Consider the following 14916-nt stretch of genomic DNA (forward strand, 5'->3'; position numbering starts at 1 on the left):
ATCAAATTAATTAACTAAAGATTTTCCACACTGTGCAATTTTGAAAGAACAATAAGTTCTTTTAAAGGAAACTCGCTCAGCAGAGCTGAGGAGTACTATATTTCTAAGGTCTAAAGACCTAAGAACTATAGCATCTGGTGATTATGGCTTGAAGGTAACACCCCTTTCCATTCCGAACAGGACGGTTAAGCTTCAAAGCGCCGATGGTACTGCAGGGGAAGCCCTGTGGGAGAGTAGGTCGTCGCCAGGTTGTTTATTTTGATCTACTAGCTCAGTCGGTAGAGCACATGACTTTTAATCATGGTGTCCGGGGTTCGATTCCCCGGTAGATCACCAAAAAACGTATCTCGTTCAGAGGTACGTTTTTTTATTATATTTTTAATAACAACTTTCTTCTTTCGATAGAAAGTTGCTATTAAAAATATAATTACACATTTAAACAATGTTAGAGTTTTATGATGACATTCAGTAGTTGAAATTTATTTTGAAATCTAAAAGAAAGGTTATTTGGAATAAGATTTTATTATTTGTTTAAAATATTTTAGAGTTTTATTTATACTTTCTTCTACGGTATAAGGTGGATTCTTACTTAATATTTTATTAAGCATGCCTTGATATATTAAAATAGACATTTCATTTATTTCATGTACATTTTCAGCGGATATAAACCCATCTTTTACACAATCATTTATAATAGATAAAGTTCTCTTATATAATGTATTCCCAAGTAGCATGGAGTTTAAATTTAAGGATGAATCTGCTAATTCATCAGGAAATATTGAGTAGTATTCTGATATAGTATCATTTAAAGTATTACTGAATTCAGAGAAAAATACTAAATTGTATATTTTAGGTCTTTTAAAAGAGTGATTACAAAAACACTCCCATATCAAAAAATACCTATCTAAAGAATTTGTTGCTCTTTTTATGTATTCTGGAAGGTTTTCGACATATTCTCTTAAATACTTCATTGAAGCAAATAGTATAAGGTGGTCTAGATTTTTAAAATAGTTGTACAAAGTGGCGCTATTATATCCTGCTATATCAGCTACTTTTCGAATAGTAACATTTTCTATACCATCCATTTGGATTATTTGGTTTGTTGCATCAATAAAATAGCTCATCATTCTTTTTTGTTGTAAAGTTTTTTTTATCATTATTATCACCATTAAATTAAAATTTTATTTCAATATGATTATATTAAAGCTCCTATATTCCATAAGTTACAAGAATATATCATATTATTTTTAGAATTAAACATGTAAAAGATAAAGTAAAGGTAGTATAAATATAGCTAAAATTAAAACAATAACATTATGATTGTTTTACGCAACTGAATAGAATAAATGATATTTTGTGAAAATAAAAAATATGAAGGTAAAATTACAATTTGGCACCTAAAATGTTTATTACATATACATAAGCTTTATATTTTTTATGAGTAGATGATGTTTAGCCTATGACCAATTTATTATAACATAATTTACCGCAAATCTGTAATTTAAAATTTAAATATGAGAATAGTTTTAGTAATTATTAAGAAATAGTATAAAAATCATCAATTTATGAAGCGGCATATACTGAAAATACTCAATTATTAGAAAATATAATCATGATTATCAGATAATCCGATTGTATATATAATCATGATTATGATATAATCTGAGTAACAAAAAGTAATAAAAAGTTATGTATAACAATAAAAAGTAACAAGAATCCGCATGGTTCTAAGGTAATTTAAATATTAATAAACTTATTAATTAACAAATTAGGGTAGTATAAAAAATGAAGGGAGTGCAGAAAAATGAAATTAGAAATAGGCAACTTTTATGTGAAAGATGTTGTCTTTGGTGAAAAGACATCATATAATGACGGAATTTTAACAATCAACAAAAAAGAGGCTTTGGATTTTGTAATGCAGGATGAGCACATAACAGAAGCTGAGCTTTATATTGTAAAGCCAGGGGATAAGGTAAGATTAGTTCCTGTTAAAGAGGCTATAGAGCCTAGAGTGAGACCAGATGGAAGAGCTCTATTTCCTGGATACACTGGAGAATTAGCTCAAGCAGGAGATGGAAAAACACATGCACTAAAAGGAACTTCAGTTATAGTTGTGGGTAAACACTGGGGTGGATTCCAAGATGGATTAATAGATATGAGTGGAGAAGGAGCTAAATACACATACTTCTCTCAGTTAAAAAATATAGTTCTTGTAGCAGATACAGATGAAGAATTTGAAAAAAGAGAACAACAAAAGAAAAATAAAGCATTAAGAATGGCAGGACATAAGCTTGCAGAATTTGTTGCTCAATGTGTAAAGGATTTAAATCCTGAAGAATTAGAGACATACGAGTTAGAACCAGTGATTAAGAGAAGTGAAGAAGTACAAAAATTACCTTCAATGGTGTATGTAATGCAGCCACAATCTCAAATGGAAGAGTTAGGATATAACGATTTACTATATGGTTGGGATACAAATAGAATGGTGCCTACATTTATGCATCCAAATGAAGTTTTAGATGGAGCTATTATTTCTGGTAGTTTTATGCCATGTTCATCTAAGTGGGCAACATATGATTTTCAAAACTGTCCTACTATAAAGAAACTATATGAAGAGCATGGAAAATCTATAAACTTCTTAGGAGTTATAATGTCAAACTTAAATGTTGCTCTAGAGCAAAAAGAAAGATCAGCTCTATTTGTAGCACAAATGGCTAAATCACTTGGAGCAGATGGTGCAATAGTAGCAGAAGAAGGATATGGAAACCCAGATGCTGACTTTATAGCTTGTATAGTGGCATTGGAAGATGCAGGAGTTAAAACTGTAGGAATAACAAATGAGTGTACAGGAAGAGATGGAAATTCTCAACCACTTGTTACATTAGATGAAAAAGCAAATGCTATAGTTTCTTGTGGTAACGTTTCAGAACTTATAGAATTACCTCCAATGGAAACAGTATTAGGTGAGTTAGAGGCATTAGGAAGAGATGGATTATCTGGAGGATGGTCAGGAGATGAAATATTAGGACCTTCTGTAAGACCAGATGGATCAATAATTATGGAAAATAACGCAATGTTCTGTGGAGACCAAGTAATAGGATGGTCACCTAAGACTATGAAAGAATACTAGGAGGTGTTTCAAGTGAAAAAGGCTATATTGTATGTAAACCAATTCTTTGGACAGATTGGTGGAGAAGATAAAGCAGATTTTGAACCAGAAGTAAGAGAAGGATTAGTAGGACCTGCTATGCAGCTTAATGCTGAGCTAGAAGCAGAGGTTACTCATACAGTTATATGCGGAGATAACTTTATGGGTTCCCATCAGGAGGAAGCAGTAGAGAGAATAATAAAAGAATTAGAAGGATTAGAATTTGACATATTCTTTGCAGGACCAGCATTCCAAGCAGGAAGATATGGAGCAGCTTGTGGTCATATATGTAAGGCTGTAAAGGAAAAATTTAATGTACCCGTTATAACTTCAATGCATATAGAAAATCCTGGAGTAGAAATGTTCAGAAAAGAAATGTACGTGTTCAAAGGTGGACATAGTGCAGCTAAAATGAGAGCAGATATAAAAGCTATGGCTAAGTTTGGAAACAAAATATTAAAAGGTGAAGAATTATTAAGTGCTGAAGAAGAAGGATATTATGAAAGAGGTATAAGACATCAAGTTTGGCTTTCTGATGCAAAACCAGCATCAGAGAGAGTTGTTGAGATGCTTATTAAGAAATTAAATGGGGAAGAGTTTAATACAGAACTTCCAATTCCAAAGGCAGATAGAGTCCCTATAGCACCAGCTATAAAGGATTTAAGTAAAGCAACTATTGCTCTAGTAAACACAGGTGGTATAGTACCTGTAGATAATCCAGATAGAATTCAATCAGCATCAGCTACTAGATGGGGTAGATACAACATTGCTGGAGTAGATGATTTAAAGGGTGGAGTTTTCAAGACAATACATGCTGGTTTTGACCCTGCAGCAGCAGATGCAGATCCAGATGTAATTACTCCAATAGATGCCTTAAGAGCATATGAAAAGGAAGGAAAAATAGGAAAGCTTCATGACTATTTCTATTCAACAGTAGGAACAGGTACTACACAGGCTGAAGCGGCTAGAATGGCTAAAGAAATAGTAGAATACTTAAGGGAAGCTAATGTAGATGGAGTTATAATGGTTTCTACATGAGGAACTTGTACTCGTTGCGGTGCAACGATGGTTAAAGAAATAGAAAGAGCAGGATTCCCTGTAGTTCAAATGGCTAACTTAATACCAGTTGCAAAAACTGTTGGATCAAACAAAATAGTTCCAACTATATCAATACCATATCCATTGGGAGATCCAGCAACTACTAAGGAAGAGCAATGGAAATTACGTTATCACAGAGTAGGAGTAGCATTAGATGCACTTGCTACAGATGTAGAGGAACAAACAATTTTTAAAGTTAAATTTTAGTATCATAAAAGAAAGCTATTTTATGAACTAATCAAAAGTTAAATTTAGCAGTTACAATATCATATAAATATAAAAATATAGTTATATGAACTGAAAATCTATAGTGGGATAGGTTTTTCAGAGAATATTAGTAGAATATCAGGGTAATATTAGTTTTATGAACTTATCCTATGACTATCTACCGTAAGTGTCATCCCCTAACAATGGCACGGAGCGGTAGATAGGTCACTGGATAATAACTTTTAAGTTATTTTTATAAGGCATATAGGTAGGGTAGTTATTATATTACAAGGGGGTAAAAAATGAATAAGTCAAAGGCTAAAGATAATAAAGTTTTTTATATTTCCTTAGTTATAACATTTGCAATTGTTTTATTGGGTATTACAATTCCAAACAAGTTCAATGATGCAGCCAACTCAATATATTCATTTTTGACTGAAAATTTTGGATGGACATATTTAATGTCAATGTTATTTTTCGTAATATTTGCCGTAGGTTTAGCCTTTAGTAAATATGGAAAAATAAAGTTGGGACCAGATGATTCAAAACCTGATTTTAGCACAGCCTCATGGTTTGCTATGTTATTTGGAGCAGGCATGGGCATAGGATTAGTTTTCTGGGGAGTTGCAGAACCATTATCACATTTTGTAGCACCTCCAGGAATAAAACCTGGCACAGCAGAAGCTGCTGATTTTGCCATGAAGGTTTCATTTAAGCATTGGGGATTTCACCCATGGGCAAACTATAGCATAATAGGTCTTGCTTTGGCGTATTTTCAATTTAGAAAAAATAAACCAGGTCTAATAAGTAGTATATTTATACCTTTATTAGGAGAAGAAAGAGTTAATGGACCTATAGGAAAATTAATAGATATATTAGCTGTTTTTGCTACAGTAGCAGGAGTTGCAACTTCTTTAGGATTAGGTACACTTCAGATAAACAGCGGACTAAAATATATCTTTAATATACCAGAAACAAAGCTAGTTCAGTTAGCTATAATAAGTGTGGTAACAGCTATATTTATATGGACTGCAGTGAGTGGTATAGAAAAGGGTATAAAATTATTATCAGATATTAACCTATGGGCAGCTGCATTATTAATTATATTATCTTTCTTTATTGGACCTACATTAAAAATGATAAATTCCCTTACTAATGGTATGGGTTCATATATAGGAACTTTTATACAGGATAGTTTAGGTATAAATGCTTTTGGTGACAACTCATGGTTAAATGGTTGGACAATATTTTATTGGGCATGGTGGATAGCATGGGCACCATTTGTGGGTACTTTCATAGCTAGAATATCCAAAGGTAGAACCATAAAAGAATTTGTAATGGGAGTAATAGTAGCCCCATCTATAGCATCTTTTGTATGGTTTTCCATATTTGGAAGCTTAGGAATGGATCTTGGAATTACAGGTAAAGTAAAATTAGAAGCATTAAAGGCTATTGCAGCAAAACCAGAAACAGCTTTATTTGCAGTAATGAAAAACTATCCAATGGGAGTAATAGTTTCACTAGTAGCAGTATTCCTACTATGTACTTTCTTTATAACATCAGCAAATTCAGCTACTTTTGTATTAGGAATGTTTACTTCAGAAGGAGATTTAAATCCAAGTAATAGCAAAAAAATATTATGGGGACTTGTGCAAGCACTACTTGCTACGGCTCTTTTATTTGCAGGAGGGTTAAAAGCTCTTCAAACAGCTTCTGTAGCAGCAGCTTTCCCATTTATATTTGTAATGATATTTGCATGTATATCACTTGTGAAGGCATTAAGAGAAGAAAAAATTTAATTCATCTGATGGCTACTTAACGTAATATTTATATCTTCTATCAAAGTGATAGAAAACGATACTTAAGCCACTGGATAACAATTTCTAAGTTTCAAATGGAGTAAAAACTCCATCTGAAATCAAGGACTTTATTTATGTTAGTGAACTACTTTAATAATATATCAAACCTAAAAAATAAAACTATCTCTAAAAAATTTAAAACACGTGAAAACACACTCTTATTTAAGGGTGTGTTTTTGCATCATTAGTATTTTAAAATGGTATATTAAAAAATATAAATATATGTGTTAAAATATAATTCAAATATAACAAGATAATAGTATTAATTAAAAATAATAAATTTATTTTAAAAAAGTATTGTCAATTATATTTACGGCACAGATATTTAAACTAATTTATATTAGAGTATATCTTAATGAAAAGGAAGTGAGAATTTGGAGTCTATTCTATCTATAAATGCATTTATTCAAAAAATTCAGGGACTTAGTAAGTATTTTTCTTATGATACTTTAAAAATAATAGGTATAGCTTTTATAATATTCTTGTTTTTTATGGTACTTAGAAAGATATTTTCTAAGCATTTGCTAAATTTAATGCTTAAAATATTTAGCAAAAAAAAGGCGGAATTAAATTCTAAGATATTTACAGCTTTTCAAAAGCCTTTAAGCATGTTCTTTTTAATTTTAGGGATTTATTCTTCTGTATATTATTTGCGGGCTAACTTATTAGGAAGCAGATATGCGGTGTCTCCTTTTATGCAAAAGCTTTTTAGCTCATCAATAATTATAATTGTAGCTTGGGGACTTTATAATTTAACATTAGGTTCATCAATATTATTTGATAAAATGGGAGAAAAATTTGATCTTAATTTAGATAAAATATTATTTCCTTTTATGGCCAAAATAGTTAGGTTTTTGATTGTTGCTTTTGCAACTATAATGGTTATAGAAAAATGGGGTTATGATATACAAGGATTTATCGCAGGACTGGGACTTGGAGGTTTAGCCTTTGCACTGGCAGCTAAAGATGCTGCAGCTAATATATTTGGAGGCATAGTGATACTTATGGATAAGCCATTTAATATAGGGGATTGGATATATACTCCTAGTGTAGAAGGTATTGTAGAGGATATATCCTTTAGAAGCACAAGGGTAAGAACTTTTGAACAGGGACTAGTTGTGGTGCCAAATTCTACTTTAGCTAATCAGCCTATAACTAATTGGAATAGAAGGGTAAAAAGAAGAGTTAATTTTAATGTGGGAATTACTTATGATACTCCAGTGGAGAAGATTAAAAAATCTGTAGATGAAATAAGAAAGATGTTAAAAGATAGTACTTGGGTAAATAGAGAGTCTGTGATAGTAAATTTTGATAAATTTGCACCCAGCAGCTTGGATATATTTTTAAATTTTTACATAAATACACCTGAATTATCTAGGTACTTAGAGATAAAAGAGGATATAAACTTTAAAATAATGAGAATATTAGAGAAAAATGGTGTTTCCATGGCTTTCCCTAGTACTAGTGTGTATATAGAGGATAAAGTTAAAGATGAGATGGAAGACAAGGCTGAAAAGTAAAAAATTAAAATTAAAGTCGTGTATTGATATAAGGCAAAGTTGCTTATATTAGTGCATGACTTTATTTTTATTAAAACCGCAAACCTTTTCTAAATTAATAAAGGAAATAGGAATGAAGTGTAGAAATATGAAAAGTAAGGTTTTTTACAAATATGAAAAGTATAAACTGTAGACGAAAGAAGGAGGTTTAAGCATGAGGGAAATAGATTTACTAAGGAATCTTTGTACTTCTCATGGACCAAGTGGAAGAGAAAATTGGATTCATGGAGAAATAAAAGAGGCTTTCAAAGAATATGGGGAGATAAAAGAAGGCAATTTAAATAACCTTTACGTACATAAAAAAGGCAAAGGCAATAAAAGTATTATGCTTATGGGACATGCGGATGAAGTATTTTTAAATATAACAGAGATATGTGAAAGAGGATTTTTGAAATTTAAACCATTAGGAATAGATGCAAAGACTTTAGTTTCACAAGAAGTTGTAATTCATGGGGAGGAAACTATAGAGGGGGTTATAGGCATAAAGCCGCCTCACCTTATGAATGAAGAAGAGAGAGTAAATGCAGTGGAGGCAGATAAGCTTCTTATTGATACAGGATATTCTACTGAAGAATTAAAGAAAATTGTTAAAATAGGTGATTTTGTAACTTTAAAAAGAGATTTTTATGAACTTTTAAATAATAATGTAAGCTGCAAGGCTATAGATGATAGAGCTGCTATCGTAGCTATGTACACTTGTGCTAAGGAGCTTTCCAATGTAGAGCATGATTTAGATGTTTACTTTGTATGCTCCTGCCAAGAAGAGGTAGGTCATAGAGGAGCTAAAATGTCCAGCTATGATATACACCCAGACATGGCTATAGCAATTGATGTAACTTTTGATAATGGACCTATGGGAATTAAAGACAAAGAAGGAACCATAGGGGATGGACCTTGTATATGTATAGGACCTAATATTCATCCTAAGTTTAGACAAAGGATCATGGATACAGCTGATAAATATAAAATACCATATAGTGTAGAAATAGAGCCAGGTTGCACAGGTACAGATGCTTGGGATATACAAGTAACTAGAGGTGGAATACCTACACTTTTAATATCTATTCCAGAAAAGTACATGCATACTTCAGTGGAAGTAGCTAATATGGAAGACATTAAAAATACAGGAAAGCTAATAGCTAAGTTTATAGAGGAAATAAAAGAGGAAGAAGTGGAGGGATTGCTATGCTTCTAGAAAAATTGTGTAATGCAGTAGGCCCTTCAGGTTATGAAGGAGAAGTTAGAAATATTATTAAAGAAGAAATAAAAAATTATGTAGATGATGTAAAAGTTGATAATATGGGAAACATAATTGCACATAAAAAGGGCAATGGACCTAAAGTTGTAGTAGATGCTCACATGGACGAAGTGGGCTTTATAATAACTGGATATAATGATGATGGAACTTTAAGATTTGGAGCTCTTGGTGGTATAAATCCTAAGATAATACCTTCAAAAGTGGTACTTATAGGAGATAAAAAGCTTCCAGGAGTTATAGGACTTAAGCCAATACATCTTCAAGATAAGGATGAAAGAAAAAAGCCAGTGCCTTATGACAAGTGCTGCATAGATATAGGTTCAAATTCCAAGGAAGAAACTAAAAAAGTAGTAAAGCTAGGAGAGTATGCTATATTTGATACTAAGTTTTCAAAGTTTGGTGAAGGACTTGTAAAAGGAAGAGCCTTTGACGATAGAATGGGCTGTGCAGTGCTTATAGAAATATTAAAGGAAAATTACAATTGTGACCTTTATGGAGTATTTAATGTTCAAGAAGAGGTTGGAGATAGAGGAGCATATGTGTCAGCTTACAATATTCAGCCGGATATAGGTATAGCATTAGAGGGAACTATTTGTGCGGATATGCCAGGAGTTCCAAAGTATTTAATGGCTACAGAAATAGGAAAAGGTCCTGCTATTTCAATAATGGATAGGACTAGTATATTCAATAATGAAATAACTGATGCCATTATAAAAGTTGCTGAGGAAAAGGGCATAAACCATCAAAGAAGAAGAGCTATAGCTGGAGGTAATGATGCAGGTGCTATCCATACTGTAGGAGACGGAGCAAAGGTTGCTACAGTGTCAGTGCCTTGTAGATATATTCACTCTTCTGTATCCGTAGCAAGCTTAGATGATTACGAAAATACAGTAAAGTTAATGGAGGAATATCTAAAAACTTTATAATAATTTGTGGATAAATGCAGAAAAATATTTTATATTGTGGATAAGTTATATCTATTATATTATTGATATTTATGACAAAGTGTTTAAGTTATATCTATTTTATTATTGCTGTCCATGACAAAGGTTTAAGTAATACATCTATAAATGGTGACTAGTGATTTATGAATTATATAGAAATTTAATAAACATGAAGAAGTCAGTGAATATTAATAAGCTAAAAATATGAATGAGTTAAGGAATGTTGAGAAATCCAAGAATATAGGGAAAGGAAGTGAATTTTTAGTAGGAGATGTAATAGGCCTCTTGCTAAATAAAATATATGGAAAAACTTTTAAATAAATTAATAGGTGCTTTTGGTGTTGCAGCACAGGAAAAGGAAGTAAAAGAAATAATAAAAGAAGAACTTAAAGATGTAAATTGTGAAATGAAAGAAGATAAGCTAGGTAACTTAATTGTAAAAATGGGACAAGGTTCAGAAAAAGTCATGATATGTACACATATGGACGCAGCTGGATTTATGACTACTTTTGTAGAAGATGATGGGTTTGTAAGAGTAGGTACTGTTGGAAATACAGATTATAAAAATTCACTAGGAAGAATGATTACATTCCAAAGTGGAGCAAAGGGAAGATTATGTGCTTCTAAGGAAAAACCTGAAGAAAGAGATCTATATGTAGATGTATTTACAAGTAGTAGAGAAGAAACACTAAAAGGGGTAAAAGAAGGAGAGGTAGCCTGCTTTACAGGTCATTTAACAGAAATAAATGGAAAAGTTACTGGACCAAATCTTCATAGAACAGGATGCTATGCACTTCTTGAGGCTATAAAAGCAGTGAAAAATTTAAATAAGGAATACTATTTTGTATTTTCTACACAAAAGGAATTAGAGGGAAGAGGAGCAAGAGCTGCAGCTTATGCTATAGAGCCAGATTATTGTGTAGTTTTAGATTGTATAAAGGCTGATGATGTTAAAGGCGAAGATGGAAGAATTAAGCTTTCACATGGACCGGTAGTAAGCATAATGGATGCTAGCTTAATAATAGACGCTGGAGTTAAAACTTTACTAGATGAATCAGCAGAAAAAGCTTCTGTGAAAGTTCAATATGGAATTACTAGAGAAAATACTGACGGAGGAAAGATACACAAAGAAGTTGGCGGCATAAGAACAGGAGTTGTATCAATACCTTTAAGATACAAGTATTCTTCATCAGAAGTTATGGATGTTAAGGATATTGAAGATACTATAAAAGTAATAAGTGGAATACTAAACTAAGAATTTAAGATCAGGATTTAAAACCCAAATTGACATTGAAAATTAAAGATGAGGTATAAAATTTATAATTTAAAGCTCAAAAATATAAATTGATAATTCTAAATTAACAATCCCAAATTCAATAGCGGGCAATAAATAATTTAAAATTATGGATAAAAAATATAAGATTGGGGAATTGACAATGAAAAATGTAGATTTTGGCAAAATACCTACGGAAAAAGAAGCTATGGCACTTTTAGAGGAGGCCAATAAATTAAATCCAGGACCTTGGTTTGAACATTCTATTAATGTGGGCAAAGCTGCTAAGGCAATAGCTAAAAGCTGTGAAGATTTAGATGAAGAAGTTGCTTTAGTATGTGGGCTGCTTCATGATATAGGCAGGAGATATGGGGTAACTAGTATGAGGCATAGCATAGATGGATATAAATTCTTAAAGGAAAAAGGATATGAGCTTCCCTCTAGAATATGCATTACTCACTCCTTTCCATATCAAGATACGAGGGCTGTATTTGGCAAATGGGATTGCTCTAATGAAGAATATGAATTTGTAAAGAATTATGTGGAGAACAAAGAGTTTCACGATTATGATAAGCTAATTCAATTCTGCGATGCCTTAGCATTGCCAGATGGATGTTGTCTTATGGAAAAAAGGCTTATAGATGTAGCACTTCGTCATGGCTTAAATAATTATATAATTCCAAAGTGGAAGGCTATTTTTAGCATAAAGGATCACTTTGAAAATCTCATGGGTAAATCCGTATATTCCGTATTACCTGGAGTTGTGGAGAATACATTTAAATTTTAGATTTTCATTATTAGTGTAGCATCTAAAATTAAAAATTTAATATTAAAAATAAAAAGTATGGGTAAATTAAGTGCCCATACTTTTTTCATAGCTCTCAAATAATCAAAACGATTTTTAGGTATAAATATATTTCTTATTCTTTCTTTTTTTCTCTAAAAGAATATGCACTGTTTCAAATGTAAATACCATTATGAAAAGTTTAGAGGTATCTAATATTTCATAAAACGTATACTTTTTATGAAGCATGCATACGGTTATGAGTAGTATTAAATTATTTAATCCTATAAATAAGATTCTTTTTAATATATTTGCCTCTTTGGAAATATAAAATTCAGCTAAGTACATATAAGCAAAAACACCTATAAAAATAAATAACCAGACCATAATAGATAATTCAATTTTTTTAAAAAGCCACTCGTACATAAAAAATATTAAAATAGTGTCTATAATACTAGGGAGTAGGCATTTTCGTAATAATTTGCTCAAAAAACCACCTCCATACGGTTGTATAGCATTACAAAAATACATATCTTTAACAGCTTATCATATTTTAATAGTTATCGCAATATTCAAACTATTATTAGGTGGTGGAATGATTTTCTGAAATTATGAATATCTTTTAGGTACATGAAAAGAAATAGCAAGTGAAAGATGCTGGTATATTTTGTGTTAGACAAGGAAGCAGAACCCGCCGCTAAGAACTATCGGCGGGTTCTGCTGACGAAGTATGATGCAAAATAGACTAGCATACGGACTTGTTATTTATTTGAATGTACTTTAGAGTTAAAAGTAAAAAATACACACAGTAAAATTGAAAGACTGCAGAGCACTAAAAACGACATACCTATGCCAATATTATTATACATTGGGGTGGATATTAAGATACCTATTATGGCAAAGAACGTTAGTAGTATTTTATAGAAAGAAAACACTCTGCCTAAGTATTCTGTTGGGATATTTTTTTGTATTATAGTTTTAGAATAGACACCTTGTATACTCCAAGTTAGTCCTAATATCACTAGGATAAGTAAAGTAAGTATATAGTTTTTAGAAAAACCAAATACAATATATGCAAAACTTATACATAAAGAAGTGCTTATATAAATATTGAAATCTTTATGTTTATGAAATAGTTTTATAAAAAGTGGCGTTAAAAGTCCACCAATGGCCAGTGCATAGTCGAAATATATGATTCCTTCAGCATTCATATTTAAAAGTGTGTCGGACACAGCTACTTTGAATATTTCGTAAAATCTACCCATTATTCCATAAAGGCAGGAAATTAAGAACATACCTTTAACTATGGAATAATTACATAAAATTTTATAACCTTCTAGGCCACTTTTGAAAATACCTGATTTTTCAGAGTAAATTTTTTCATTTTCATGATTATATCTTATAAATAAAAAAGTTACGCCAGATATTAAAAAGGTTAAGGAATTTATTATAAACAAAAAGTCCGTTCCTATAAATTTGTAAATAAGTCCTCCTATAGCAGGCGATAAAAATATACTTATAGATTCTAAAAATGAAAATATTGAATTGCAGTAAGATAAATGATCTTTTGAAACAAGCTTTGGAAGAATAGCATTTTCAGAGCACATATCCATATCATTAAGTGACTGTAAAAGAAAAGCTAAGAGATAAACAAGCCATAGTTTTTTGCTGCTAACAAATATAAAAAGTAAAGCAATGGGTGCGCTAATTAAGTTAGTAAGTACTATGACTCTCTTCTTATTGCATTTATCTGCAATTATACCGGATAGATATTGTACTGGAATTCTTAAAGCCCCTCTAGAAAGCCACATAAGTGCTATAGAACCTATAGATTTTGTGGCGTTATAAAGATAAATTGTTATTCCAATGTTGTACAAATAATCTCCTATAGACGAGATAAAGGAGCCTGTAGTTAAGAGTAGAAAGTTTTTATTATGCAATATCTTTTTAAACATAAAAATCCCCCTCCTAAATAGTAACATGCTTATAATTATATAGGTAAATTTTGTATAATTGTAGTCTATATTTTAAAAAAATTGTATGATATAATATAATTAGGGAGGAGTATATTATGGATAAAAAATATAAATACATACTCATAAGTTCCGTAATAGCCTGTTTTTTCATGTACTATGTAGAGCAGGTAATGAAGGTAGATTATTTAACCAAGACAATTGCAAAAATAGTAGTGTTTACTATTATACCATATATTTACATGAGACTATATAAAAAATCAAATATAATCACTTCTTTAAGATGTAAAGAGACAAATAAAAACAATATTAAAATTGGTATTATATTAGGGAGTATAAGCTTTATAATAATTTTAGTTACCTATTTTATATTAAAAGATGTGATTAATCTGCAGAGCATTTCTCAGGAATTACAAAACAAATCTAAGGTAACGCCGGTTAATTTTTTATTTGTGGCGGCCTACATAACCTTTGGAAATTCATTTTTGGAAGAATTCTTTTTTAGAGGATTTATATTCTTAAATTTATATGAAATGAATCTTAAAAAAACTGCATATTTGTTTTCGTCATTGCTTTTTGCTCTGTACCATATAGCTATTTTTAGAACATGGTTTGATATAAAATTAATACTATTAGCATTATTTGGATTAATTACAATAGGATTTATATTTGATTATATAGATACAAAATCTAAAAATTTTTTCAACTCATGGATAGTTCATATTTTAGCAGATGCAGCTATAATGTTAATTGGAATGAGGATGTTTGGTATAATATAACTACCTTAACTTTGATACAGTATTTTGAGGTAAT

Annotated in this window: 11 protein-coding genes, 1 tRNA gene and 1 rRNA gene; 11 read left to right on the plus strand and 2 right to left on the minus strand. The window is 31.0% G+C overall.

Annotated elements, in window-relative coordinates; genetic code table 11:
* The first annotated feature begins 133 nt into the window (after positions 1 to 133).
* Together rrf and C1715_RS00860 are read left to right on the plus strand one after the other, a co-directional pair.
* A 5S ribosomal RNA gene (gene rrf / locus C1715_RS00855) occupies positions 134 to 250 on the plus strand.
* Between the two features lie 10 nt (positions 251 to 260).
* Positions 261 to 336, plus strand: a tRNA-Lys gene (locus C1715_RS00860).
* Positions 337 to 503: 167 nt separating this feature from the next.
* On the opposite strand, the gene C1715_RS00865 is transcribed toward C1715_RS00860, so the two are convergent.
* Complete coding sequence (locus C1715_RS00865) at positions 504 to 1157, minus strand: TetR/AcrR family transcriptional regulator (RefSeq protein ID WP_102398800.1); 654 nt, start codon at positions 1155 to 1157, stop codon at positions 504 to 506.
* A gap of 647 nt (positions 1158 to 1804) precedes the next feature.
* On the opposite strand from C1715_RS00865, the gene C1715_RS00870 reads away from it, so the two are divergent.
* The 8 genes from C1715_RS00870 to C1715_RS00905 all read left to right on the plus strand — a co-directional run bounded on the left by C1715_RS00870 (position 1805) and on the right by C1715_RS00905 (position 12133).
* Positions 1805 to 3130 (plus strand): glycine/sarcosine/betaine reductase component B subunit, encoded by a 1326-nt coding sequence (locus tag C1715_RS00870; protein ID WP_102398801.1) that lies wholly within the window; start codon positions 1805 to 1807, stop codon positions 3128 to 3130.
* 12 nt (positions 3131 to 3142) lie between these two features.
* Positions 3143 to 4453 carry a betaine reductase selenoprotein B gene (gene grdH / locus C1715_RS00875; protein ID WP_102398802.1) on the plus strand — a complete coding sequence of 437 codons (1311 nt, stop codon included), beginning with the start codon at positions 3143 to 3145 and terminating at the stop codon, positions 4451 to 4453.
* A gap of 302 nt (positions 4454 to 4755) precedes the next feature.
* Complete coding sequence (locus C1715_RS00880) at positions 4756 to 6252, plus strand: glycine betaine uptake BCCT transporter (protein ID WP_102398803.1); 1497 nt, start codon at positions 4756 to 4758, stop codon at positions 6250 to 6252.
* A gap of 434 nt (positions 6253 to 6686) precedes the next feature.
* Positions 6687 to 7832 (plus strand): mechanosensitive ion channel family protein, encoded by a 1146-nt coding sequence (locus C1715_RS00885; protein WP_242971859.1) that lies wholly within the window; start codon positions 6687 to 6689, stop codon positions 7830 to 7832.
* Positions 7833 to 8025: 193 nt separating this feature from the next.
* Positions 8026 to 9066 carry a M42 family metallopeptidase gene (locus C1715_RS00890; RefSeq protein WP_102398804.1) on the plus strand — a complete coding sequence of 347 codons (1041 nt, stop codon included), beginning with the start codon at positions 8026 to 8028 and terminating at the stop codon, positions 9064 to 9066.
* On the plus strand, positions 9057 to 10055 hold the full coding sequence (locus C1715_RS00895) for a M42 family metallopeptidase (protein ID WP_102398805.1): 999 nt from the start codon (positions 9057 to 9059) through the stop codon (positions 10053 to 10055). Before C1715_RS00890 ends, C1715_RS00895 begins: the two co-directional genes overlap by 10 nt.
* 319 nt (positions 10056 to 10374) lie before the next feature.
* The gene (locus C1715_RS00900; RefSeq protein WP_102398806.1) at positions 10375 to 11328 is read left to right on the plus strand and encodes a zinc-binding metallopeptidase family protein; all 954 of its coding nucleotides are present in this window, start codon (positions 10375 to 10377) and stop codon (positions 11326 to 11328) included.
* A gap of 181 nt (positions 11329 to 11509) precedes the next feature.
* Positions 11510 to 12133, plus strand: a complete 624-nt coding sequence (locus C1715_RS00905) for an HD domain-containing protein (protein ID WP_102398807.1) — start codon at positions 11510 to 11512, stop codon at positions 12131 to 12133.
* Between the two features lie 758 nt (positions 12134 to 12891).
* Here C1715_RS00905 and C1715_RS00915 read toward each other — a convergent pair.
* On the minus strand, positions 12892 to 14085 hold the full coding sequence (locus C1715_RS00915; RefSeq protein ID WP_180963950.1) for an MFS transporter: 1194 nt from the start codon (positions 14083 to 14085) through the stop codon (positions 12892 to 12894).
* Between the two features lie 116 nt (positions 14086 to 14201).
* Between C1715_RS00915 and C1715_RS00920 the strand changes: the two genes are divergently transcribed.
* On the plus strand, positions 14202 to 14882 hold the full coding sequence (locus tag C1715_RS00920) for a CPBP family intramembrane glutamic endopeptidase (protein ID WP_102398810.1): 681 nt from the start codon (positions 14202 to 14204) through the stop codon (positions 14880 to 14882).
* Positions 14883 to 14916 lie beyond the last annotated feature (34 nt).

It is taken from the genome of Haloimpatiens massiliensis (assembly GCF_900184255.1).
Taxonomy (GTDB): Bacteria; Bacillota; Clostridia; order Clostridiales; family Clostridiaceae; genus Haloimpatiens; species Haloimpatiens massiliensis.